Consider the following 22,950-nt stretch of genomic DNA (forward strand, 5'->3'; position numbering starts at 1 on the left):
GCACCTTGCGAGGTGACTCACGTGGTTCGCTTGCTGTGCCACGGACGAGCCCAGTAGGGTAAGGCTTGTCTAAAAAGACGACGTTGCAGTTGTTGTTATTGCGAATGGTCAGTTGCCAAAGATTATCCGCAGGTCGTGCTCGGCCAGGTTTTTCACACTGTTTTCAATCGAGGCATTCTTACAATGGAACTCAACGTAAATGGCACTGTGTATGAGGTTGAGGCGGATGCGGATACACCATTGTTATGGGTGATTCGCGACGATATCGGCCTGACCGGAACCAAGTACGGGTGCGGTTTGGCGCAATGCGGCGCCTGTTCGGTCATGGTGGACGGCGTGCTGCTTCGCTCATGCGTTACACCAGTTGAAGGGGTAAAGGGCAAACAGATTCGCACAATCGAAGCCATTGAAGACGACGAGCTGGGCAAGCGCGTGGTGGCGGCCTGGGTCAAGCATCAAGTCGCCCAGTGTGGCTATTGCCAGTCTGGCCAGGTAATGGCCGCCACTGCGCTGTTGCAGCGCATTCCCAAACCTTCCCAAGCCGATATTGCTGCCGCCATGACGAATCTCTGCCGTTGCGGCACTTATAACGCGATCAAGACTGCTGTCGATGAGCTTGCTGGTGCTTGAACACGCGCAATTCGACTGAGCTGCGATGTGCCTGGTGACAATGCCGACGGCTAATCCTGACCACCTTTAATGGAGCAGGGATTGGTCTGCTGCCAGGCCGAGCATTGAATGCAAACACAGGGGAACACTATGTCAAAACTGGATGATTCTATCGCTGAGCGCGGCGTACTCTCCGACGCGCAACCTGTGAACGTCTCTCGCCGCCGTTTTTTGCAGGCATCGGCTGGCGTCACGGCGGGTGCGCTTGTTATCAGCTTCGGAATTCCCCTTGGCCCGTTGCGTGCTGCCGAGCGTGCCCAGGCATTGCCGCCTGGCGCCCGTGTACCGGCGTTCCTGGAGATTCGTCCGGATAATACCGTTCGCCTGCAGAGCCCCTTTATTGAGGGTGGGCAGGGCATTTTCACGGGCATGGCACAGGTCGTGGGTGAGGAGCTCGATATAGATCCAGCCAGCTTTCTGGTGGAGAACGCGGCGCCCGGGAGTGACTTCAAAGTCATGGAAGGTGGCATGCGCTTCACGGGTGGTAGCCGGTCGATGCGCGCGAGCTACATGACCATGCGCCGACTGGGCGCATCGGCGCGCCTGATGCTATTGCAGGCCGCGTCATCCCACTGGAAGGTGCCTCTGGCGCAGCTGACTACTGAGCCAGGGCGGGTCATTCATGCCGCTTCCAATCGATCGATCACCTACGGTGAACTCGCGCCGTTAACGCTCGATTTGCCCATTCCCGATCCGCAAACCGTTACTCTGCGCGACCCTGCCACATTCCGCTGGATCGGTAAGCCGGTCCAGCGAATAGACGTCTACGACAAATCCACTGGTAAGGCGCAATACACCATCGATACTCGTGTCGAAGGCATGCTCCACGCCGCGGTACAGCATGCGCCGCGCTTGGGTCTGCAAGTGGGGCTGGTGCGCAACGAGGATCAGATCAGAAACCTCAAAGGCGTGCATTCGGTGCACCGTCTTGAGGGGGCAGTGGCGGTGGTTGCGCAACGCTGGTGGGTGGCCAAGCGTGCCGTCGAGGCTCTGCAAGTGGAGTGGACGGAGCCGGGTGGCGATTCAACCGTGCGCTACATGCCGGCTAATTTCGACACCCAGGCCTATGCGGAGCAATTGAGTAAAACCACCGACGCCGGGGATGAGGCCGAACGTGAAGGTGACCTGCAGCAAGGGTTGGCCGGCGCCAAGAAAGTCGTCAGTGCGACTTACCATACCCAATACCTCAACCACGCCCAGTTGGAGCCGCCCTCGGCCCTGGCGCGCTTCGACGCTGAAGGCAATCTCGATCTGTGGCTGCCGAACCAGGCCCCGGATTTGTTTTTGGCCGACGTCGCCAAGCGTACCGGTCTGGACCCTTCCAAAATCACTCTCCACTCTCCGCTGCTGGGTGGCTTTTTCGGCCGGCATTTTTTATACCCGAATGCATCACCTTACCCTCAGGCTATCCAGCTGGCTCAATCCACAGGTCGACCGATCAAGGTGATCTGGAGTCGCGAGGAAGAATTTTTGCGTGACGTGCTTCGTCCTTCCGCCGTAGTGCGCTTTCGCGCTGGCCTGGATGAACAGGGCATGCCGGTGGCCTTTGAAGCAATTAGTGCCACGGAAGGGCCAACCGAGGGTATCGCTAACAAACAAGGAGACAAAATCGACCCGACCGCCGTCGAAGGCCTGGCCGGTAAAAAATACGCCATTGCCCATCGTCGGATCGCTCAACTGTACTCGCAGACCCCGGTGATGCTGGGCTACTGGCGTTCAGTCGGGAACTCCATCAATGACTTCATGTATGAAGCTTTTCTGGATGAAGTGGCGGATGCCGGCGGTCAGGATCCCTATGAGCTACGGGCCAAGCTGCTACAGGGCAACGAGCGGCTAAGCCACTTGCTCAAAGTAGTGGCCGACCTGTCCGGGGGGTGGAAACGAGGGCCGTTCACGGCGCAAGACGGCACCAAGCGAGCAAGAGGCGTTGCAATGGCATCGCCATTTGGTACCGAAACGGCGGTGATCGCAGAGGTTTCCATCAGCAACGGAGCCGTGAAGGTTCACGACATCTGGCAGGCAATCGATCCGGGTAGCATCGTCAATCCCGCCATCATCGAGGCTCAGGTCAACTCAGCCGTGGCCCTTGGCTTGTCTCAAACCCTGGTCGAACAAGCCATCTACAAAGGTGGTACGCCGGTGGCGCGCAATTACGACCTCTACCGCATCCTCACACCGGAAATGATGGCCAGGGTCCATGTCCGTGTGGTGGAGAGTGGTGCGCCAATGGGCGGAATCGGTGAGCCGCCTCTGCCTGCGGTGGCACCGGCGGTTGCTAACGCCGTCTCGCGACTGACCGGTCAACGAATTCGCAGCATGCCTCTATCGCAGTACCGCTTCGACACCTGATGAGGAATGGTTCGTGAATAAAACTATAAAGTATCTGCTGCCAGCAGGCATCGTCGTGGCAGCTGGCTTGGGCTGGTTTGTCAATCGCACGCCATTTTCGCCTTTTGCTAATGAGGCATCTGCACCCTCGGCAGATGCACAACTCGTCCAGCGTGGTGAATATGTCGCCAGGCTTAGCGATTGCGTGGCCTGCCACAGCACGCCCAAAGGTGCGCCGTTTGCCGGCGGCCTGGAGATGGCGACCCCGATGGGATCAATCTATGCCACCAACATTACCCCGGACAAACAAACGGGCATCGGTAATTACAGCCTGGCCGACTTTGATCGCGCAGTACGCAGCGGAGTCGCGGCTGACGGGCACAGGCTGTATCCGGCTATGCCGTACCCATCCTATGCCAAGCTCAGCGACGATGATGTGCGGGCGCTTTATGCGTTCTTCATGGCCGGCGTTAAGCCGGCGCAGCAGCAGAACCAGCAAAGCCATATCCCCTGGCCGCTCAACATGCGCTGGCCGCTGGCTTTGTGGAATACCGCGTTTGTCGATGACGGTGCCTATCAGGCCAAGCCCTCAGAGGATGCGCTGTGGAACCGCGGCGCCTACATCGTCCAGGGCGCGGGGCATTGTGGCAGTTGCCATACCCCACGCAGCTTGACGATGAACGAGAAGTCGCTGGATGAAAGCAGCGCTACTTTCCTCAGCGGTTCGCTGCTCGATGGGTGGTACGCGCCGAGCCTGCGCCAGGATCCGAACACTGGATTGGGGCGCTGGAGCGAGCAGGAGATCGTCGACTATCTGAAAACCGGACGTAACGCTCACAGCGTGGTCGTGGGCACCATGGCGGAAGTCTTCAACAACTCGACGCAATATATGTCCGACCCGGACTTAAAAGCCATTGCGCATTACCTGGTGTCGTTGCCGGGCGACCCAAAGCGTGACGGGCCGCCATGGAAGCCAGCGGCCAAACTGGCAGAACAACCTCTGTCGACACCTGGGGCAGCCAACTATATGGCCAAGTGCAGCAGTTGCCACGGCAGTGACGGCAGCGGGCAGGCGCCATGGATACCTCCTTTGGCAGGCGCATCTTCATCAATGGTGAAGGAAGGCGCTACGAGCATCAATGCCACCTTGAACGGTTCCGAACGTGTCGTTGCTAATGGCATTCCGGATTCATATCGCATGCCCCCGTACCGCAACCAACTCTCTGATCAGGAAGTCGCCGATGTACTGACTTTCGTCCGCACGTCTTGGGGTAATCAGGGAGGGGCAGTGAAGGCTGACGAGGTGAAGGAGCTGCGTGAGCGAACCAATCCGGCCAGCAGCAACCCGATCATCCTGCAGATGCGTTGAGAGAGTATGGTGAGGGCTTAGCCAAGGCCCTCGCTATACACAAGGAGTCCCCGTCGGGGAGAAGTGGTTCGTGAAGAGGTGGTCCTTGTTTTCGATCATTACGCTTCGGCGTGCATGATCCAAGCAGAGCTCTGGTGTTAACGCCGTTGTGGGGCTAGTAATCAGAGGGACAGGCGCCACTTTCGACGTCCGGGTGCGTTCAGGGAACGTTGTGACCTGCCGCTCGGATAAGCCCGTACCATTCGGGGCGGGTGAGCGGAATATTCGAGCCCGCGGCTGCCTCGACGAGGCGCTCGGGTCTCGTGGTACCCAGTACGACTTGGATGTCGGCGGGATGACGGGTGATCCAGGCTGTAGCGATCGCGGTCGGAGTGACGTCGTACTTCGCAGCGAGTCGTTTGAGTTCGACATTAAGCTGCGGGTAGTCGGGAGAGTCGAAGAAGACCCCATCCTGAAAGGCTTTCTGGAACGGAGACCACGCCTGCAGCGTGATTTTATTAATCCGTGCGTAGTCTACGATGCCGCCACCGTCACGAGTAATTGAGTCGTCGAATCCGGTCATGTTCGACGACAGGCCCTGGGCGACGATCGTCGAATGCGTCACCGAAAGCTGGACCTGGTTGGCCAGGATCGGTTGGGTCACGGCGGTTTTGAGCAGATCGATTTGACGGGGCGTATGGTTGGAAACTCCGAATGCGCGGACCTTTCCGGTGGACTCCAGATGGTCGAAGGCGCGGGCGACTTCTTCCGGTTCCACGAGTGCGTCGGGCCGGTGCAGCAGTAGCACATCCAGATAGTCGCTACCGAGCGCTTTCAGCGACCTCTCGGCCGACGCCACGATGTGCTCATAGGACTGATCGTAGTGCCACGGGTCGGCGACAATACTGGTTTTGGACTGGAGGAAGATCTGCTCGCGCTCGGCGCTGCTGAGTCGCAGCGCCTCGCCGAACCGGCGTTCGCACAAGTGCGGGCCACCGTCGGGATGGTTGAATCCGTAGAGGTCGGCGTGATCGAAAAAATTGATGCCCGATTCGCGCGCCGCGGTGTAGAGCGCGCGGATCTGGTCATCGGTGCTGCCGGCGATGCGCATCATGCCCGCGACGACGTTGGGAACCCGAGTGTCGGTTGATCCTAGTGGTACGGTCTTCATGAAAGCTCCTTGTCAGGACAGTGGTGGGCTGTCGGACGCCTTGCGTGAATGCAATGCACTCACCAAGGCTGGTTCGCAGGGCCAACTGTGAACTCGTTGATTGTCGTGTCATCGGGCTGGTCGATCGCGAAGGCGACGATGTTGGCGATTCGGTCTGGAGAAATGCCGTACTTGTCATAGATGTCCTGCATCTGGTCAAGCGCCAGCTTATCGCTGATCGTCGCCAGCAGTTCCGTCTTGACGGCGGCCGGGTAGATCGTCGCGGTGCGGATGTTATTGCCTTCCATGGCGGATTCCATGCGCAGCACCTCCATGAAGTCGCGAACGAACCACTTCGTCCCGCCATAGACGGCGCCGCCCGGATAGGCCTTTAGTCCCGCCACCGACGAGGTAGTGATGACGTGCCCAGCCTTCTGTGCCAGGAACTCGGGTAGCACCGCTGCCACACCATTCAAAACGCCCTTGACGTTGACATCTATCATTTGGTGCCAGTCTTCGGTCTTCAGTGCGGACAGGGGGGAGTTTGGCATCAGCCCTGCATTCAGGAAAATCACGTCCACGCGACCGAACCTTTCTTTGGCCAGGCGGACGATGCTGTTGTTGTCCTCTTGCTTGGTCACGTCCAGCGCTTGATAGACCACTTGGCCTCCGTTCAGGAGAATCTCGTCCGCGATCTGCTTGAGCTTGTCTTCTCGACGGGCGCCGAGCACGATTTTTGCGCCCTTGCTCGCGAGCAGCTTGGCGGTTGCCTCGCCGATTCCGGACGATGCGCCGGTAATGATGACTACTTTGTCTTTGATCATGATCTCTCTCTCTGGATTCGGGCTGCGAAGGAGATGCAGCAGACGATGACGCGGTATTTCAGGTCGGTGTTGAGCGCGTGGGGACTACTTTGTCAGCGCACGCTGCTATTGGGAAAACATCACCCGAACATCGCCACTGCCGAGCGCTTGGGCCAGGCCAGTCGGATCGTCCACGCGGCCCAGACGGGTGTATGAGTAAGCTGAGTCGAAGGTCTTGTAAAAGATGACCACGGTGCGCGATCCCCAAAGCATAAGGTCTCCGTTGCGGATCGTGCCGGGCCGGCTCTCACTGGTGGGCAGCGCTTCAGGCAGTTCTTTTTTCTTCTCGTTTCCGTGGAGGTCCTCCATGTCCAGTGTCAGCGGCAGCGTGGCAGCGAATGCGCGAGTGGCCTCGTTGTTGGCAAGGGTGATGGCGAAGCGACGTTCCCCGACGGTCATCCACAGGCGTGATTCATCCGATTTATTGGGTGCTTGAGTGACATCCTGCTCCGCGGCCACGGGCAGCGCAGTGCTGGCGGCGTGGGCGGGATGGCCGCTGCACAGTGCAAGGAGAACCAGCGGCATTCCAAGCTGTCGCATGGCCCGCCGGTGCCAGGAATGCCTACGGCTTGCAGCGCCAAGAGAGGAGAGAGTGCCGCCTGCACCGACGTCAACGTGTTTGCTCTGCATGTTGTTCTCCTTGCAATGCGGAAAATGGGCCAGACGCGTTGCCGCGCCTGCACGTGAACTCGTAGGTTTCGAGCGCGAATTCGCGCAGCAATATGGCGCTAATGCCCCTCAGCGAGTGGTCTATTGCCAGTTCTGGTTGCGATCCCCACTGGAAAGTCAGAAGTGTTGAGTGGCATGAGTCCATACCGTAGGGCGCGCCAGCCAGTTCAGCCGCATCGTGGCATTTCGCTCGCCAGGATGCGGCCGCTTCAATGCGTCAAGCGGCGCCTGCCGCCGTGGCCAGGTGCTGCGTGAAGAAGGTCGTCAGCTTGTCGAAAGGAATCACGTCCACACGATCGTACAGATCGGTGTGGCTGGCCTCTGGAATGATCATCAGCTCTTTTGGCTGCGCCGCGGCCGCGTAGGCGGTTTCGCTGAAGTAGCGCGAGTGGGCGTTTTCACCATGGATGAACAGGACCGGGCGTGGAGAAATTTCCGCGATGTAGGTCAGGATCGGCATGTTCATGAACGACAGCGGTGTAGTGACCGTCCAGGAGTTGCCCGAGTTGACCGCGCGCGGATGGTGTCCGCGGGTCGTGCTGTAGTAATCGTGATAATCGACCATGAACTGCGCTTCACCACCCCTCAGTTCGTTGTAGGGGGGCTGGTAAGCAGGGGCACCATTTTCCGCGTCGACCCAACGTTGTGCGCTCAGTTGTTCGAGCCCTTGCGTGCGCTGTTCGAGGGTTACGCTATCGTTGTAGCCCTTGGACATGACGCGGGTCATGTCGTACATGGTGCTGGCGACAACCGCCTTGACGCGCTTATCCAAGGCCACGGCATTCAGCGCCATGCCACCCCAACCGCAGATGCCGATGACGCCAATCCGTTCGCGATCAACGGAGGGTTGCAGGCTGAGAGCATCAACTGCCGCGCTTACGTCCTCGGTGTTGATGTCTGGTGAGGCGACGTTGCGCGGCTCACCGCTGCTTTCCCCGGTGTAGGATGCATCGAAGGCCAGCGTGACAAAGCCGCGCTCGGCCATGGTTTGCGCATAGAGCCCGGAGGACTGCTCCTTTACCGCGCCGAACGGGCCACAGACGACAATAGCTGCCAGCTTTGCGCTGGCGCTCTTCGGTTGGTACAGGTCGCCCGCCAGGGTGATGCCATAGCGGTTCGTGAAGGTGATCTTCTTATGGTCCACCTTGTCGCTCTTGGCGAAAGTCTTGTCCCATTCCTGTGTCAGTTGCATGTGCTTGCCTTACATGTAGTTGAGATTGTTCCTGCCAGCCTGAATACCCGTCGAGCAGCAGGGCTTGTCGTCGGCGTAGGCGTCATAGACTTTTCATGAGGAATATTCGTTTCGCAAATGGCGTCGCGCGTCCGGATTGGCTTTGCCAACTAATGTATGCCAGTCCCTGCCCCAAAACATCCCATGAAATTGCAAGCATCTATGCACGCTATTGGATAATCGCGCCCCCAAGTCCCAGGCGGTTCGAAATGGAAACCTATCCCGATGAATTCATGCTTGTTCGAATGACATATCACCACGCTGCGATGACCATTGATCATCGAGTCCCGTACATGGAAGTATTCGGTCCGCCTGCATCAGCTCAGCCTTGCTATATGACCGGCGGAAAACCCGCCGCAGGCTGCGTTGGTCGCCGATTCGAGTGACTCGGTCTGGGACAGGCGATGGAGGAGACCTTGTAGAGGACATCCGCCAGGCTTAACGGACGTGAAAGCTTGTTTGGTCAAGGCTTGTTGGGCTGCGTCGAAGTCGAAAGAGAGATCACAACCTCTGTTTCCGTTCCGGCGCTTCCTGCGGAAGCTGCTTCTAAACCCGTTCTTCAGGTCTGTAGGGGCAAGAGACCATTTGAAAAATTAGCCGCTGGCCGAACAGTAATACTTCATCCAGATTGTGGGCTGGCAGGTTTTTCCAAAAGAAAAAATGCAAGCCCTGAATCGGTAACGGTAATCGTCTCAAGCATGTTGCTTAGTTGTGAGTCGTGCTCGCTCGTAGTTGAGCGGGCACTAAATCACTGTGTTGATGTGCCATCGAAGCGCGGTGATTTCTTGCATTGCGTGCTTTTATTCATAGGGCCTAGCACGTGGCTGCATGATTGAGCCCACTAAGCTCGTGATATTTTCAAACCATGTATAGGTAGCCATTACGCGATGCGCCGTTAATAGTGCTTTTTAGAGCCAAGATGGCTAGAGAGTTATGGAACTTTAGATTAACGATAAGAGAGTGATTGCTGCCCCGCAATCGTTGGGCAATGCGCTGACCCCCAGACCGGGATGAGTGGGGAAGGGCATGCGCAGGCACTTTTCGGCGCTTCGACAGGCAAGCCCTGATCTACGAGCATAAACGTCGCCAGCGCTTGGAAGGCATGACTGACACCCGGCATATGCCGCAGTATATCTTGCCCATTAAGCGCCAAGCTTATCTCCGGCCAGCGTACTTCCAGGTCGGCACGGTAGAAATCAAAGAAGCCGGCACCCCGTTGAGGGGGCAGACAAAACGCGTCGCAGAGCATCACTCTGGAGCCCGGATGCAGATTCACCATCACCTCGCTGTGCAGTTTTGCTTGGGGGAATAGGATCGTCGCCACTTGTACTGCTTCTTCGCCGCGCGGCCGGCGGCAACGTAACGTTGCTGGTCGGTGCGTATAGAAGTCTTCAGCGCCGTAGCGACTTCGCACAAGGTTTTGAGTAAAGCGTTAAATTCGTTACAGAACTCTCCACCCCGCACTCCGGAAGAAATTTCGATGAACGAGCGACATCCTCACTCCAATAAGTCTTTTCTAGGGCCGCTCGTACTGATCGCGGCGGTGGTTGTCGCCGTCGGCGCCGCGTTCGCATACACAGCCGGTTGGTTGACACCCGCGCGCCTCACGCCGACCAAGATCGTCGAGGTGCTGGCGCCGCCCGCCGGACCGGCTCTCGGTTTCCGCCGCGCCCATGCCAAGGGTATCTGCTTCACCGGTACCTTCGAGGCCAACGGCGCGGGCAGCGATTTGTCCAAGGCACAGATGTTCGCCGCCGGCACCTATCCCGTGACCGGCCGCTTCAATCTCGCCTCGCCCGACCTCAAAGCGCCCGATGGCACGGCGCGCGTGCGCTCCCTGAGCCTGCGCATCCGAACGCCCGACGGCCAGGAGTGGCGCTCCGCGATGATCAATGCGCCGTTCTTCCCGGTCGCGACGCCGCAGGCTTTCTACGATTTGCAGGTGGCTTCCGCCGACAAGAGCCATCCGGATGCGTTGAAGAACTTCGCCACTGCGCACCCCGAGATCGGCGCGTTTAGCCAGTGGGCTGGCAGCGCGCCGTTCACCAGCTCGTACGCCGAAGACCGCTACAACGGCATCAACAGCTTCGTCTTCACTAACGCGCAGGGCCAAGACCAAGCCGTGCGCTGGTCCTTTAAGCCGGCCGCCATACCTGTGCCGGTCTCGAGCGACGAACTCAAGAAGCGCGAGCCCGATTTCCTGCTGGCCGACATCACCGAGCGCGTCGCGAAGGCTACGCAGCGCTGGGCTATGACGGTCATGGTCGCCGGCCCGGGCGACCCGACCTCCGACCCGAGCAAGGCTTGGCCGGAAGATCGCCGCAGCGTCGGCGTCGGCACCCTGTCGGTGACGAAGATTGAGCCCGAGGCCGATGGCTCATGCCGCGACATCAACTTCGATCCCACCGTGCTGCCGGCTGGCATGCGCACATCCGACGACCCTTTCCCCGCCGCACGTTCGGCCGCTTATTCGGTCTCGTACAACCGCCGGACCGCCGAAGAAAAAGACTATCCGCGCACCCCGTCCATCACCACCACCACCGGAGCCAAGCCATGAGCCAAGTCAACCAGCAATTCGCGCCGTTGCAGCGGGCGCTTCATTGGGGCATGGCGATCTGCATCCTCGCGATGCTGTTCATCGGCGTCGGCATGGTCTCGACGATCACGCCCGCGTACTTGATGCTGGTCTCGATCCACAAGCCGTTGGGTATTGCGATCCTCGTGCTCGCGGTGCTGCGTCTGATCGTCCGCTGGCGCCTTGGTGCGCCGCCGTTGCCGCGTGACATGCCCGAGCCGATGAAGCTCGCCGCCAAACTCTCGCATGTCGCGTTCTATGTGCTGATGCTCGCGATGCCCTTGCTTGGTTGGGCCATGTTGTCGGCGGCGGACTACCCGGTGCTCGTCGCCGGGCTGCATCTGCCCGCCATCGTGTCGCCCGACGCCGGCCTGCACAGCCGGCTGTGGAACGCTCATAAGTTCCTCTCGTTCTGCTTCTTCGCGCTGATCCTGCTGCACCTCGGGGCCGCTCTGTTCCACGCGCTGGTGCGACGCGACGGCGTGTTCGAGGCCATGGCGCCATTCCCGGTACATCCGTCGGTCGACGGCAGGGTCGTGACCAAGTGCGCTGACTGACGCAGGCTCCGTTACCACGGGCGCGGTGGCGCACGCGTTCTCGGTGGGGCGAGATGAAATACCTCAGTGGGCGTGTAGTGTGGGACCACGACCTGCAGTGACCGTCGAGCTGGGAGGCTGGCACGAAGTGACGCTGACCCTCGTCGGATCACCGAGCTTCATAGAGACGTTCGTCGCCAAGTTCAGCGAGCCGCCGACTTGAGGCGCCGTGCCTAAACACCTGGCGTCGAAGCCTCCCGCCATTGGCGTTCGGACGCAGGGGGGGCGTCTTCACGATGCAGAAACTTCGGCGCATTAACGGGATCGCAAAAGCAGAGAAATATCTGGATGCACATGCGTAGCGCACAGATTTACTAATTTATATCTTTCTTCGTAGGGTGTGCTAGCGGCTGTCAAATCAACCATTGGAACAGACATGAATCTGAAACTTGAGTGGGTTCTGGTCCCAGCATTTCTTGCCATGGGTTTTGCTGCCAGCGCGCTGGCCGCCGAGGTGCGGGCTGAGCGGGTGGCAACCGGATTAGAGAATCCCTGGGCAGTGGCCTTTCTGCCGGCACATCGCTACTTGGTGACAGAACGGCCGGGACGGCTTCGGGTGGTTGGTGCCGATGGGAGCATCGGCCCGCCGGTTGAGGGGCTGCCGGCGATCGCGGCAGGCGGGCAGGGCGGGCTGCTGGATGTGGTGACCGACAGTGCTTTCGACGTGAATCGCATGGTCTACTTCTGCTTTTCCGAACCGGCTGCTGGTGGCGCGGGCAATAGCACGGCAGTGGCACGCGCGACGCTGTCGAGCAACATGGTGCGTCTCGACAACCTGCAGGTGATTTTCAGTCAGCGACCGAAAGTGAGCAGCTCCGCGCATTTCGGCTGCCGCATCGTCGAGGCGAAGGACGGGACGCTTTTCGTCACGTTGGGGGAGCGTTACAGCCGGAAGGAGGATGCGCAGGAGCTCGATAACCACTTGGGCAAAGTGGTGCGCATCCAGAAGGACGGCGTGGTGCCGACCGACAACCCTTTCGTCGGCCGCCCCGGTGCCTTGCCAGAGATCTGGAGCTATGGCCATCGCAATAGCCAGGGCGCTACGCTCGGTCCGGACGGCCGCCTCTGGATGAACGATCACGGTCCGCAGGGCGGCGACGAGATCAACGTTCCGCTGGCGGGTCGCAACTCCGGTTGGCCGGTCATAACCTACGGCGAAAACTATGGCGGCGGGAAGATTGGCGACGGCCTGACCGCCAAGGACGGCATGGAGCAGCCGCTGCATTATTGGGTGCCCTCGATCGCGCCGTCCGGCATGGCCTTCCTGACTAGCGACCGTTATGGGCCGGCATGGAAGGGCAATCTCTTCGTCGGTTCGCTCAAGTTCGGTTACCTCGACCGTATCGAACTGAAAGACGGTAAGGTCGTGGCCGAGCACAAGTTGCTGGAGGACGGGCATGCCCGCGTTCGGGATGTCAGGCAGGGCCCTGACGGCCTGCTCTACGTGCTCACCGACGAACAGGATGGCAAACTGCTGCGTCTTCAGCCGCGCTGAGCCCCATCAGGGTAGGCATTGCGCAGCTGCAGCGTCGGCAAGCCGCGACGCCTGCCCGCAACCTCTTCGACGGCTTGCGCTCGTCGCCTCCCAAGGAGGAACTCGGCGATACCAAGCTGATCGTCGAGAACGATACTAGCCAGGTCGGTTCTGTGGGGAAATGTGTTTCAGGATCTCGACACCAGCGCTGGAAACAGAAGCGAGAAGCCCATTCAGGGTAACAAAGAGGCCGTCAACTCGACAGTTTCACAGAGAGAAAGTCGTACGTAATGGTCATGCGCCCTGCCAGTATTGCCAATCGGCCCCCGAACTCTATTAAACAACGACGCGGCGACAATACGAGACACCTGACCAAAAACTGAATGCCCCCATAAAAGCCACCGTGTCCTTGACAACATCCGCGTGACTTGTAATCCAAGGGGGTGCTCGGGCCGGAAAACACGCATGTCAGTGCTTTTTCACCGATGCTGCTTTCTCCGGATTTACAAGCGCTACTGAAAAAAGACGAAGATTGGCTCAGAGCACTGACTTTTCATTCATGGTTGGCTCTTGATCCTCCCAAAGAACAAGTCCAGAATTAAGTCTTTTCCTGCTCGGGCAAGAAAAGAAACCCCTTAGATTTCAATGGGTCGGACGCCAGATACGAGTCTCGTTTCCCGCTCCAAGATTCAGAAAAAAGCCACTCAGATGAGTGGCTTTTTTTTGCGTGCGCCAGGCATGGCGCGTTGCGCGTAAGCGCAACCAGTTTGGCTGTGGTGGCCACGCTGGTGACTTGGAGGTGAAAGTCCTCTACCGAGCGTTTAGGAGGGACGGGACTGAATGCGCAGAAGTCAGCTGAAGCCGTAGTAAGTGACGGTTAACCGCGCCATCAAGGGCTGAACAGATTGTGCCGCCAGCCCATCAGGTTTGGGTATTCTCCGATGTCACAATCTGCAGCGGAATATGCACCCGGTGACGCACAGGATCGAACTGCTCCGCAGTCTGCAATTCCACCAGTAGATCCACCAGCGCCGTTGCAGTCTGGCGCGGCTGAGAGTCGATCACCACGTCGACCAAACCCTGGGCCAGGGCTTGGCGTGACAGCTCGGTGGACTCCTGCAAAATGCAGCACAGCGTCGGGCGCTTGGGCAGTTGCGCCAACGCGTTGATAATCCCGTCGCCACCGCCGCCTACCACGCATAGCCCGCGCAAATCGTCATGCCGAACCAGCAGGTCGAGGGTTGCTTCTTCGGTGATGTCGCAGTTGTCCAGATTGATCAGCGGCTCCAGCGGGCGCAGCCCAGGTGCGTGTTCGGCCAAGTAACTGTGCAAGCCTTCGACCCGCGCCTGGTGGCCAAGAAAGCGATGACCTCCGAGCAGAATGCCGATGCTGCCTTTGCGCGCGCCACAGGTGCGGGCCAGCAGCCACCCCATCGTGCGCCCGACGACGTGATTGTCTTGGCCGACATAGGGCTCGGTCGCCGCCTCATGAATGCCCGACAGCAGTGCCACCACGGGCACGCCGGCCTCGCGAATCTGGGCAAGGGCGGCGTTGATCTGCGGGTGGGCGAAGCTGACCACCGCCAGGCCGTCGCACTGCACCGCCAACTGTTCGATCTGGGCGATGATGGCGCTGGGGGTGCGATCAAAAACGTATTCGAATTGGCAGGTCAGGTTGGCCCCGACCTGGCGTTGCGCGGCCTCGGTGATGGCTTGGGCCAGGTTGGCGTAGAACGCCTGGGCGGTGCCCAGCAGCAGGATGCCGAAACGGTACGTGGGGCGACGTTCGAGAATACGTTGGCCGATCAGCCGCGCGGCAAAATAGCCCACGGCTTCTGCGGCCTGAAGCACCTGTTCGGCTGTGGCTGGATTAACCGGGGCGCGAGCGTTGAGCACGCGGTCGACGGTGGCGACACTTAAGCCTGCGTGTTTGGCGACCGTGGCGATGGTGGGGCGTTTATTGTTATTCATGATGGACCTTCAAAACGTCTTGATAGAAAACTATCAAGCCCTGCAGGAGCTGGATGATAGCTTGATAGGGAATGTATTCAAGGCCTTGAGAGGGCCTTTCACGCTCTCTATATTTTCTTACGCAAAGCACCTGACATCTCACGCTTGCGGAGAACAATAACAATGTCTCAAGACAACACCGCCTCTACTCGCGACTATCGCCTGACCGGCCCTGAAGCTGCCCGCGCGGCTGAAAAAGGCCTCGTATCGGCCAGTTGGTACCAGTCGCCCATCTCCCGTCAACGTATGAAGCAACTGATGCAACGCCGCGACGGCCCGGCCTTGCTCGACACCGCCATCTGGCTGCTGGCCCTGCTGATCACCGGCTTCGGCGGCTACTGGTTCTGGGGCACTTGGGCTTGTGTGCCGTTTTTTCTTGCGTATGGCGTTCTGTACGCCACCGCCTCCAACCCGCGCTGGCATGAAAGCGGCCACGGCACGGCTTTCAAGACTCGCTGGATGAATGATGCGCTCTACCAGGTGGCGAGCTTCATGTGCATGTTCGAGCCCCACGTGTGGCGCTGGAGCCATGCCCGGCACCATACCGACACCATCGTCGTTGGCCGCGATCCGGAAATCGTCGAACCGCGTCCACCGAGCTTGTTCATGATGTTGCTGAGCCTGTTCCAGATCCCGTTGCTGCTGAAAACGATGGGGGGCGTATGCCGGCACGCGGTTGGCAAAATGGATGCCCAGGAACAGACGTTCATCCCTGAGTCCGAGTGGCCCAAGGTGTTCCTGGCGGCCCGTATCTGGCTCGTGATTTACGCCGTTATCTTTGGCGCGGCGCTTTACCTGCACAGCTGGTTGCCGCTGATGTATATCGGCCTGCCCATCCTGTATGGCGGCTGGTTGTCCTACCTGTTTGGCCTCACCCAACATGTAGGCCTGGCGGAAGATGTGCTGGACCACCGTAGCAACTGCCGCACCATCTATATGAACCGGGTACTGCGCTTTCTGTACATGAACATGAATTATCACCTTGAGCACCACATGTACCCGATGGTGCCGTACCACGCCCTGGCGCAGCTCCATGAAGAGATCCGCCACGACTGCCCGCCGCCTTACGCCAACATCGGTGAGGCCTTCAAGGAAATCATTCCGACCCTCTTGAAGCAGCGCAAGGACCCGACGTATTTCGTGCGACGCCCCGTCGGTAGCCCAAGGCCTGCCACCGACGCTCATCCACAGGCTGAAGCCACCCTGGGCTGACACCTTCCGGCTGTATCCCGAACAAGAGAAAACGCCATGAACGATCAATGGATCGATGTATGCGCCGTGGGCGAAATAAATGAAGAAGACGTCATTCGCTTCGACCACGGTCCGCATACCTATGCCATCTACCGCTCTGCTGACAACGAGTTTTTTGCCACTGCTGGCCTGTGTACTCACGAGTCGATCCACCTGGCTGACGGCCTGGTGATGGACCATGTCATCGAGTGCCCCAAGCACAACGGGCGCTTTGACTATCGCACCGGCAAAGCCTTGGGGGCGCCAGTGTGTGTCAATCTCAAGACCTATCCGGTACGGGTCGACGCGGGGCGGGTTCTGCTCGCCATCTCGGTTTGACCGCCAGGAGTACACGCCATGAATGCTCCACTGATTATCGTCGGCGCCGGCCATGCCGGTGGCCGCGCGGCGCTGACCTTGCGCGAGCAGGGTTATACCGGTCGGCTGATCCTGATCGGCGATGAACTCCATTTGCCGTACGAGCGTCCTCCGCTGTCCAAGGGCTTGCTGCAGGGCACGATGAACCTGGACGATTGCAGCCTGTGGAGCGATAGCCGGCTCACTGAACTGAGCATCGAACACCTGGCGGGCAACCCGGTAAAAAGCCTGGATCCGCAGCACCACCGCCTGCAATTGACCGACGGACGTTGGTTGCCCTACAGCCGATTACTGTTGGCAACCGGGGGCAGAGCGCGTCGCTTGTCCCTGGTGCCTGAACCTCTGGCCAACGTGCTTTACCTGCGCACCCATGACGAAGCCCTGGCCCTGCGCAGCGCATTGATGCCCGGCACGCGCCTGGTGATCATCGGTGGTGGCTTTATCGGCCTCGAAGTCGCGGCAACGGCCCGGACCTTAGGCTGTCAGGTGACGTTGCTGGAAGCCGGGCCACGACTGGCCGGGCGAGTATTGCCTGAAGCTGTGTCCCAGGCCTTGTTGGAATTGCATCGGCAACAGGGCGTTGACGTGCGGCTGAACGTAGCGCTTGAAAGGGTACAAGGCATCGAACGCGCTGAGGCGGTGCAACTGGTGGACGGCCAGGTGCTGCCCTGTGACTGGGTGGTGGTCGGTATCGGCATGCAACCCAACATCGAATTGGCCGCGGCGGCGGGGCTGGAGGTGGGCCAGGGAATTCGAGTCGATGCCCAGTTGCGCACCAGCGCGCCGGACATCTTTGCGGCCGGCGATGTGTGTGAGTTTAGCCTGCACGCCGACGCGTTATTCCAGCGCCAGGAAACCTGGCGCAATGCCGAGACCCAGGGCCGTCACGCGGCATTGAATCTGTTGGGCGGCGAGCTGCCGTTCGAGGGTGTTCCCGGCTTCTGGTCTGATCAGTACGACTGGGGCTTGCAGACGGTGGGCGTGATCTCACCGGCGCCACCTTCGGCCGTTCGCACCTTGGCAGGCGGTGGTCTGCTGCTGTTCTACCTGGACACCGAGCAACGTTTGCAAGGCGCCTGCGGCTGGGGGCAGGGCAACAGCGTTGCCAAGGACATCAAGTTGTGTGAACGGCTGATTGCCAAACTGACCCCACTCTCCGTGGACGCGTTGGCCGATGCCGATGTGCTTCTCAAACATCTACTGAGGCCCTGACATGCGTGAGTTCCTGGTATTTCAGTCCCTGTGGGCCATGCAAGATCACCGTGGTCAATGCGATCTTTCCCTGGAGGCGCAGGTGGAGAAGATTGCCGCTGCTGGCTTCGATGGAGTCACCGACCATTTCTGGATCGCGCCACAGGCCGGACGTCTGCATGCCGCTGCCAAGGCGCAAGGCCTGCAAATCGAAGGTCAACTGTTTCCCCACACCGTGAATGACTTGGCGCAAGCACTTGAGGTTGCCTCCCGTTACGGCTGCCACCACCTCACGCTGCAAGCCGATGTCCGGCCGCGCACGCTGGCACAAGCGATCACTCTGATCGAAGGCTGGCAGCGTCTGGCCGAGCAGGTGGACTTTCCGATCCTGCTGGAAACCCACCGCTATCGTCTCACCAGTGACCTGTTGTTCACCCTCGACTTGCTCGCGCAGATGCCCGACCTCAAGTTGTTGGCTGACTTGTCCCATTACGTCGTGGGCCGCGAATTGCCTGAGTCGGCCACTGCCGAAGACGACGAACAGATTCACACCATCCTACGACACAGTTGGGGTTTTCACGGGCGGGTCGCTAATAGTGAGCAGGTCCAGGTGCCCTTGACCTTCGCCCAGCATCGCCCCTGGTTGGACCGGTTTCTGGGCTGGTGGCGTTACGGAATCAAGGATTGGCTGGCGCGACCGAACACACCCGCGAGCCTGTCCTTCACCTGCGAGCTTGGCCCGCCACCCTATGCGATCACGGGGAGGGATGGGCGCGATATAACGGATCGCTGGGGCGAGGCGCTGATGCTGAAGGAACTGATGCGTGGTGTTTGGGATGAGTGTCAGGCGGGGCGCTGATCTAAGGCATGATGGGTTGTGACGGTTTGTATCAGTGGATGCGGTGTATAAATTGTCATGCTTGTCTCAATTTTATTGCGGTTTTGCCCTGGCGGGGATCTGTAGTGGTCAACTAAACTCGGACACGACGTTAAGTTTTTTCTCGGCCTGAGCCGGGGCCAGCCCATTATTGAACTGATGCGGTCTAATCCAGTTGTACGTCGTGATTCGCTTCTTGAGCTGTCATGTAGCCCACGGTCGGTATCCATTCAGTTTTCAAGCTGCGAAACACACGCTCCATCGGCGCATTATCCTAGCAGTTTCCACGACGGCTCATGCTTTGGCGCATGCGGTAACGCCAGAGCCGTTGGCGAAACTGGCGGCTGCCATATTGGGCCGACTTTGTCCCATCATGCCCCAATGGCATGGAGTACCGATGAGCGCCTATGCCATCACTGAAACACGTCTGCTGCCCGCGAAGACACAACGCTTCATTGAGTTCTTGCAGAGGCGGTTGCGGTAAAGGCGACTCGGTCAGCGGGGTGGTATGTGGCGCGGGCTCCCCTATCACGGTGTGGGAGCCCGGCTTCAAGGTACAAGCCGATGTTGCGTTCAGTCTGGTTGAGCCCCCCCGAATTGCTCCAGGGCATCGAGCATGGCGCAATGGAAGTAGGCCCGTGATGCTCGGTCGCAGAGAATGTGGAACGCAGGGGTGTCAACGATTCCAGAGTAGATGATGATCACGTTGATCCGCGCCGCCGACGTTTGCGCCACCGCACCCGGGCTGAAGGCTTGCCGGCTCAGGTCGACGCCGCACAGCTTGGCCATGACCTGAGCAACGGAGCTACCGCTCAGCAAGAAGCAGGCATGACTGTCCTGACGTGGCAGCAGGTAGTTGGCTCGGTGGTCGAGTTCCCAGCGTGCTTCTTCATCGGCGATCCGTTCGCCTTGATCGTCGGGGCTCCCCAGCAGCAGGTATTCGGTTTGCGACAGGCGTGCCACCTGACTACCGTCAGTCTGGACGGTGGCCCGATTGGGCGCGTCCGGCAGTACGAAGCCGCGTGCCTTCAGGTAATCGGCGGTTTGTGTTCCGCGAAAACCGACCCGGGGCAGGTCGGTCAGATCCACCAGCGTGCAGGTTTGCGTGTGGGCAACCGGCCGTGGCCTGATCATCTCTTGTGGATTCAGACTGGACATGACTTAAAGCTCCTGCCGTTGGTTTTCAGGATCGAAGAAGGGTAATTGCACGACTGTGGCCTGAACCACGATCCCGCCCTCGACGCGGATCGGAATCTGTTGGCCCGGCGCACTCTGGTCGATGCCGGCGTAAGCCAGGCCGATGATCGTGCCCAGGGAAGCGGAATACTCGCAGGAGGTGACGTTGCCGCTGATGTCCGGGCCGTTAAGCACCAGATGGCCTTCCAGCGGTTGCAGGCTGCCTTTGGGCAGGCTGAAACCCACCAGTTTGCGTTTCAGTGGCTGGGCTTCGAGGATGTCCACCGAGCGGCGGCCGACGAAGAACGGCTTGGTGCGACTGACTGCCCAACCCATGTCGATTTCCGCCGGGTGAGTCATTCCATCGGTGTCCTGACTGATGATCACATGGCCTTTTTCCAGGCGCAGCAGGCGTTGGGTTTCAACGCCGAAGGGGCGGATGTCATGTGCTTTGCCGGCCTCAATCAGCGCATCCCAAAGCTTGAGTCCATGACGTGCCGGGACGTGGATTTCATAACCCAGCTCGCCGACAAAACCGACTCGCAACAGCCGTGCCTTGATGCCGGCCACGGTGCCTTGACGGACGCCCAGATAGGGGAAGGCTTCGGCGCTCAGATCGAGATCACTGCAGACTTTCTCAAGCACTTTGCGCGAGTCTGGCCCGGCGACGTTGACCGCGCAGATGGCTGCGGTGACGTTGGCGACGTCCACGTCCAGGCGCCATTGTGCATTCCACTTGAGCATCTGCTGATAGATCCGGTCGACGCCGCTGGTGGTGGCGGTGACGTAGAAATGGTTCTCGGCAAACCTCGCACAGACACCGTCGTCGATCACCACACCATGCTCATTGGTCATCAGCGCATAGCGAGAACGGCCGACCGGCTGTTTGAGGAAGGCAAAGGTGTACATCCGGTTAAGCAGCTCGCCGGCGTCCGGGCCGCGCACGTCCAGGCCGCCGAGGGTCGAGACGTCGATGAGGCCGACCTTGTTGCGCACGTGCAAGGCTTCGGCTTGCATGCAGCGTTCGCGATCCTTGGCGTTGCCGTAGTAGGCCGGGCGTTGCCAGATGCCGGCGGGCATCATCTTCGCCCCGGCTTGCAGGTGTCGGGCATGCATCGGCGTTTGCCGGTACGGGTCGAACGCGCGACCGGCGACATGCGCAAGTTTTTCAGCCACAAACGGCGGTCGCGCTGTGGTGACGCCGGTTTCGCTGATGTTGCGCTGGGTGGCCCAGGCGACCAACCGCGCGGTCGGCAGCGCCGAGTGACGACCCTGGGACGGGCCCATGCCGACGGTGGAGTAGCGCTTGACCAGTTGCACGTCGCGATAGCCGATCCGGGTGGCGTTGACGATATCGGCTACTTGCAGATCCTCGTCGAAGTCGACGAAGTCCTTGCCTTTGGGGTGCGGGAAGATTGGCCAATTAAAGTTGACCCGAGCCTCACCGCTCAATGGCGCGCGTTGCGTGCCGACGGTCAGCCCCAGCGCGAGGGCAGCTTCGGCAGCGGCATTCACACCATCGGCAATCACGTTATCGAGGTGGTGACGGCCGTTGACCGAGCCGGCGACATTCAGATTCTTTGGTAGGCCGCTGAGCGTGAACTCGGCACGCTGATCGTCGTAGGCAAGCTTGCCGCCGGCCTGGCACAGCAGTTGATAGACCGGCATGTAACCGGCGGACATGCACAGTAAATCGCACTTCAGGTGTTGCCCGATCTCGGCGACCTGGCCTTGTGCGGTGATCTGGCGCACGTCGACGCCGTTGATATGGCGCATGCCTTTCTCGTGCAGGGCTTCATAGACGGTGCTGTTGCTCTGGTGGTAGATCTTGCGTTGCGCCAGTGCGCGCAGCAAGGATTCGTCCGAAGGCCCCTGGCGCAGGTCCACCACGGCGACGACCTCCACGTCCTGGTCGTGCAGATCCAGCGCGGCGAGGTAACCGTCATCGTTGCCTGTCAGCACCACGGCGCGTTTACCGGGTTTGACCGCATACAGTTTCATCAGTCGTTGCGCGGCGCTGGTCAGCATCACGCCTGGCAGGTCGTTGTTGCGAAAGATCACCGGCTGATCGAAGGCGCCGCTGCACACCAGGCACTGGCGGGCGCGGACCTTGTACAGGCGTTTGCCCTGAATCACCGGCAGGTAGTTGTCGGTGAACCAGGCGTTGCAAGTGGCTTCGGTCAGGATCTGGATATTGGCGTGTTGCTCTACCGCCGCGAGCAGTTCGCGGCGTAGGTTTTCAGCCTTGTTGCCTTCGATATCGAAGCGGGCATAGGTTAGCGAACCGCCGAGAACCGATTGTTGCTCGATGAGCAACACCTTGGCCCCCGCGTTGGCTGCCGTCAGCGCCGCATGGAGCCCGGCGGGGCCTGCGCCGATTACCGCGACGTCGGTAAACAAGTAGGCCTTGTCGTAATACTCAGGCTGGAACTTCAGGTCGAGCACACCGAGGCCAGCCTTCTTGCGAATGATCGGTTCCCAGACTTTCCACATGCCCTTGGGTTTGTAGAACGAGCGGTAGTAGAAACCCACCGGCATGAATTTCGAGAACTTGCCGAGGTAGGCGTCCTTGTCGTTATCCAGCGAGCCGTTGACGTTCTGCGCCGTCACCTGCAATCCAGCGGACAACGCATGTGCATCGGCCAGCACGTTGGGTTCTTCGGGCAACTGCACCAGGCTGTTGGCGTCCTGGCCGGCCATGGTCAGCGGGCCACGCGGGCGATGGTATTTGAACGAACGGGAGATCAGGAAACGCCCGTTGGCCAGCAAGGCACTGGCGATGCTGTCGCCCAGCAAGCCTTGGTAGCGCTGGCCGTCGAAGCTGAAATCCAGCGGCTGATCACGGTCGATCAGCAAGCCCATGGGGGCTGGGAGGCGATTCATCCTGCGATCTCCTTGGCTGCAGCGTTAAATTCGACACGGGTGCTGAAGAGCTCTTTGGGGTCGAAGGTCCGCAGGATTTCATCGGTGACGGTGTGACGCTCCGCCAGAAACCAGTAGCTGGACGGCGTGTGCATCCACCATTCGCGCACCACGCCGGCGAGGTTGTCGGTGTTGAATACGTAGTCGGCCCATTCCGCATCGCTGCAACTGATGGGATCAGGCATCGGCTTGAATTCACCGCCATAGGTGAACTCGCTGATATTGCGCGGCCCGTTGAGCGGGCAAATCATGATTTTCATCGT

Annotated in this window: 19 protein-coding genes and 2 pseudogenes; 11 read left to right on the forward strand and 10 right to left on the reverse strand. The window is 59.8% G+C overall.

Translation table 11 applies throughout. The features are described from left to right. Positions 1-183: 183 nt before the first annotated feature. The 3 genes from J4E53_RS18445 (at position 184) to J4E53_RS18455 (ending at position 4,366) form a co-directional block, all read left to right on the forward strand. Complete coding sequence (locus tag J4E53_RS18445; protein ID WP_013692840.1) at positions 184-630, forward strand: (2Fe-2S)-binding protein; 447 nt, start codon at positions 184-186, stop codon at positions 628-630. Between the two features lie 129 nt (positions 631-759). Beyond that, complete coding sequence (locus tag J4E53_RS18450; protein WP_103307859.1) at positions 760-3,018, forward strand: molybdopterin cofactor-binding domain-containing protein; 2,259 nt, start codon at positions 760-762, stop codon at positions 3,016-3,018. A gap of 13 nt (positions 3,019-3,031) precedes the next feature. Further along, positions 3,032-4,366, forward strand: coding sequence for a cytochrome c (locus tag J4E53_RS18455; protein ID WP_060742997.1), 1,335 nt, complete (start codon positions 3,032-3,034; stop codon positions 4,364-4,366). Positions 4,367-4,565: 199 nt separating this feature from the next. Here the strand turns inward: J4E53_RS18455 and J4E53_RS18460 are convergent, their stop codons facing one another. The 5 genes from J4E53_RS18460 to J4E53_RS31135 form a co-directional block, all read right to left on the reverse strand. After that, positions 4,566-5,516, reverse strand: a complete 951-nt coding sequence (locus tag J4E53_RS18460; RefSeq protein ID WP_103307853.1) for an aldo/keto reductase family oxidoreductase — start codon at positions 5,514-5,516, stop codon at positions 4,566-4,568. A gap of 59 nt (positions 5,517-5,575) precedes the next feature. Continuing rightward, on the reverse strand, positions 5,576-6,319 hold the full coding sequence (locus J4E53_RS18465; protein ID WP_060742995.1) for an SDR family oxidoreductase: 744 nt from the start codon (positions 6,317-6,319) through the stop codon (positions 5,576-5,578). Between the two features lie 105 nt (positions 6,320-6,424). Then, positions 6,425-6,988, reverse strand: coding sequence for a cyclophilin-like fold protein (locus tag J4E53_RS18470; RefSeq protein ID WP_310650538.1), 564 nt, complete (start codon positions 6,986-6,988; stop codon positions 6,425-6,427). A 256-nt stretch (positions 6,989-7,244) separates the two neighbouring features. After that, positions 7,245-8,219 (reverse strand): alpha/beta hydrolase, encoded by a 975-nt coding sequence (locus J4E53_RS18475; RefSeq protein ID WP_060742994.1) that lies wholly within the window; start codon positions 8,217-8,219, stop codon positions 7,245-7,247. 985 nt (positions 8,220-9,204) lie between these two features. After that, positions 9,205-9,537: a hypothetical protein gene (locus tag J4E53_RS31135; protein WP_371919202.1), complete on the reverse strand. Its 333-nt coding sequence runs from the start codon at positions 9,535-9,537 to the stop codon at positions 9,205-9,207. Between the two features lie 201 nt (positions 9,538-9,738). Between J4E53_RS31135 and J4E53_RS18480 the strand changes: the two genes are divergently transcribed. From J4E53_RS18480 to J4E53_RS18490, 3 genes are all read left to right on the forward strand, one after another. After that, the gene (locus tag J4E53_RS18480; protein ID WP_103307852.1) at positions 9,739-10,815 is read left to right on the forward strand and encodes a catalase family peroxidase; all 1,077 of its coding nucleotides are present in this window, start codon (positions 9,739-9,741) and stop codon (positions 10,813-10,815) included. Beyond that, complete coding sequence (locus J4E53_RS18485) at positions 10,812-11,390, forward strand: cytochrome b (protein WP_060742991.1); 579 nt, start codon at positions 10,812-10,814, stop codon at positions 11,388-11,390. Before J4E53_RS18480 ends, J4E53_RS18485 begins: the two co-directional genes overlap by 4 nt. Before the next feature lie 415 nt (positions 11,391-11,805). Next, on the forward strand, positions 11,806-12,924 hold the full coding sequence (locus tag J4E53_RS18490; protein ID WP_177431665.1) for a PQQ-dependent sugar dehydrogenase: 1,119 nt from the start codon (positions 11,806-11,808) through the stop codon (positions 12,922-12,924). Positions 12,925-13,824: 900 nt separating this feature from the next. Here the strand turns inward: J4E53_RS18490 and J4E53_RS18495 are convergent. Then, on the reverse strand, positions 13,825-14,874 hold the full coding sequence (locus J4E53_RS18495; RefSeq protein ID WP_103307850.1) for a LacI family DNA-binding transcriptional regulator: 1,050 nt from the start codon (positions 14,872-14,874) through the stop codon (positions 13,825-13,827). Between the two features lie 162 nt (positions 14,875-15,036). On the opposite strand from J4E53_RS18495, the gene J4E53_RS18500 reads away from it, so the two are divergent. Genes J4E53_RS18500 through J4E53_RS18515 form a run of 4 tightly spaced genes read left to right on the forward strand, consistent with a single transcriptional unit; the run spans position 15,037 to position 18,571 of the window. Continuing rightward, positions 15,037-16,125, forward strand: a complete 1,089-nt coding sequence (locus J4E53_RS18500) for a fatty acid desaturase family protein (protein ID WP_103307849.1) — start codon at positions 15,037-15,039, stop codon at positions 16,123-16,125. A 36-nt stretch (positions 16,126-16,161) separates the two neighbouring features. After that, positions 16,162-16,482 carry a MocE family 2Fe-2S type ferredoxin gene (locus J4E53_RS18505; RefSeq protein WP_060742985.1) on the forward strand — a complete coding sequence of 107 codons (321 nt, stop codon included), beginning with the start codon at positions 16,162-16,164 and terminating at the stop codon, positions 16,480-16,482. Between the two features lie 18 nt (positions 16,483-16,500). After that, a complete protein-coding gene (locus J4E53_RS18510) occupies positions 16,501-17,733 on the forward strand; it encodes an NAD(P)/FAD-dependent oxidoreductase (protein ID WP_103307848.1) in 1,233 nt (410 codons plus the stop codon). 1 nt (position 17,734) lies between these two features. Further along, positions 17,735-18,571: a sugar phosphate isomerase/epimerase gene (locus tag J4E53_RS18515; RefSeq protein WP_060742983.1), complete on the forward strand. Its 837-nt coding sequence runs from the start codon at positions 17,735-17,737 to the stop codon at positions 18,569-18,571. A gap of 108 nt (positions 18,572-18,679) precedes the next feature. Here J4E53_RS18515 and J4E53_RS18520 read toward each other — a convergent pair. After that, positions 18,680-18,953 (reverse strand): annotated as a pseudogene (locus J4E53_RS18520) (integrase core domain-containing protein); the annotation flags it as partial. On the opposite strand from J4E53_RS18520, the pseudogene J4E53_RS30795 reads away from it, so the two are divergent. Further along, positions 18,945-19,073: pseudogene (locus J4E53_RS30795) on the forward strand (LysR family transcriptional regulator); the annotation flags it as partial. The pseudogenes J4E53_RS18520 and J4E53_RS30795 overlap by 9 nt on opposite strands. Positions 19,074-19,162: 89 nt before the next feature. Here J4E53_RS30795 and J4E53_RS18525 read toward each other — a convergent pair. From J4E53_RS18525 to J4E53_RS18535, 3 genes are read right to left on the reverse strand one after another with little or no spacing between them, the layout of a single operon-like run. Next, positions 19,163-19,747, reverse strand: a complete 585-nt coding sequence (locus J4E53_RS18525) for a sarcosine oxidase subunit gamma (protein ID WP_060742982.1) — start codon at positions 19,745-19,747, stop codon at positions 19,163-19,165. Positions 19,748-19,750: 3 nt separating this feature from the next. Further along, positions 19,751-22,648, reverse strand: coding sequence for a 2Fe-2S iron-sulfur cluster-binding protein (locus J4E53_RS18530; RefSeq protein ID WP_103307847.1), 2,898 nt, complete (start codon positions 22,646-22,648; stop codon positions 19,751-19,753). Beyond that, entirely contained in the window at positions 22,645-22,947 is a 303-nt protein-coding gene (locus J4E53_RS18535; RefSeq protein WP_060742980.1) for a sarcosine oxidase subunit delta, read from the reverse strand. Before J4E53_RS18535 ends, J4E53_RS18530 begins: the two co-directional genes overlap by 4 nt. Positions 22,948-22,950 lie beyond the last annotated feature (3 nt).

It is taken from the genome of Pseudomonas sp. FW305-28, assembly GCF_017351395.1.
Classification (GTDB): domain Bacteria; phylum Pseudomonadota; class Gammaproteobacteria; order Pseudomonadales; family Pseudomonadaceae; genus Aquipseudomonas; species Aquipseudomonas fluorescens_AA.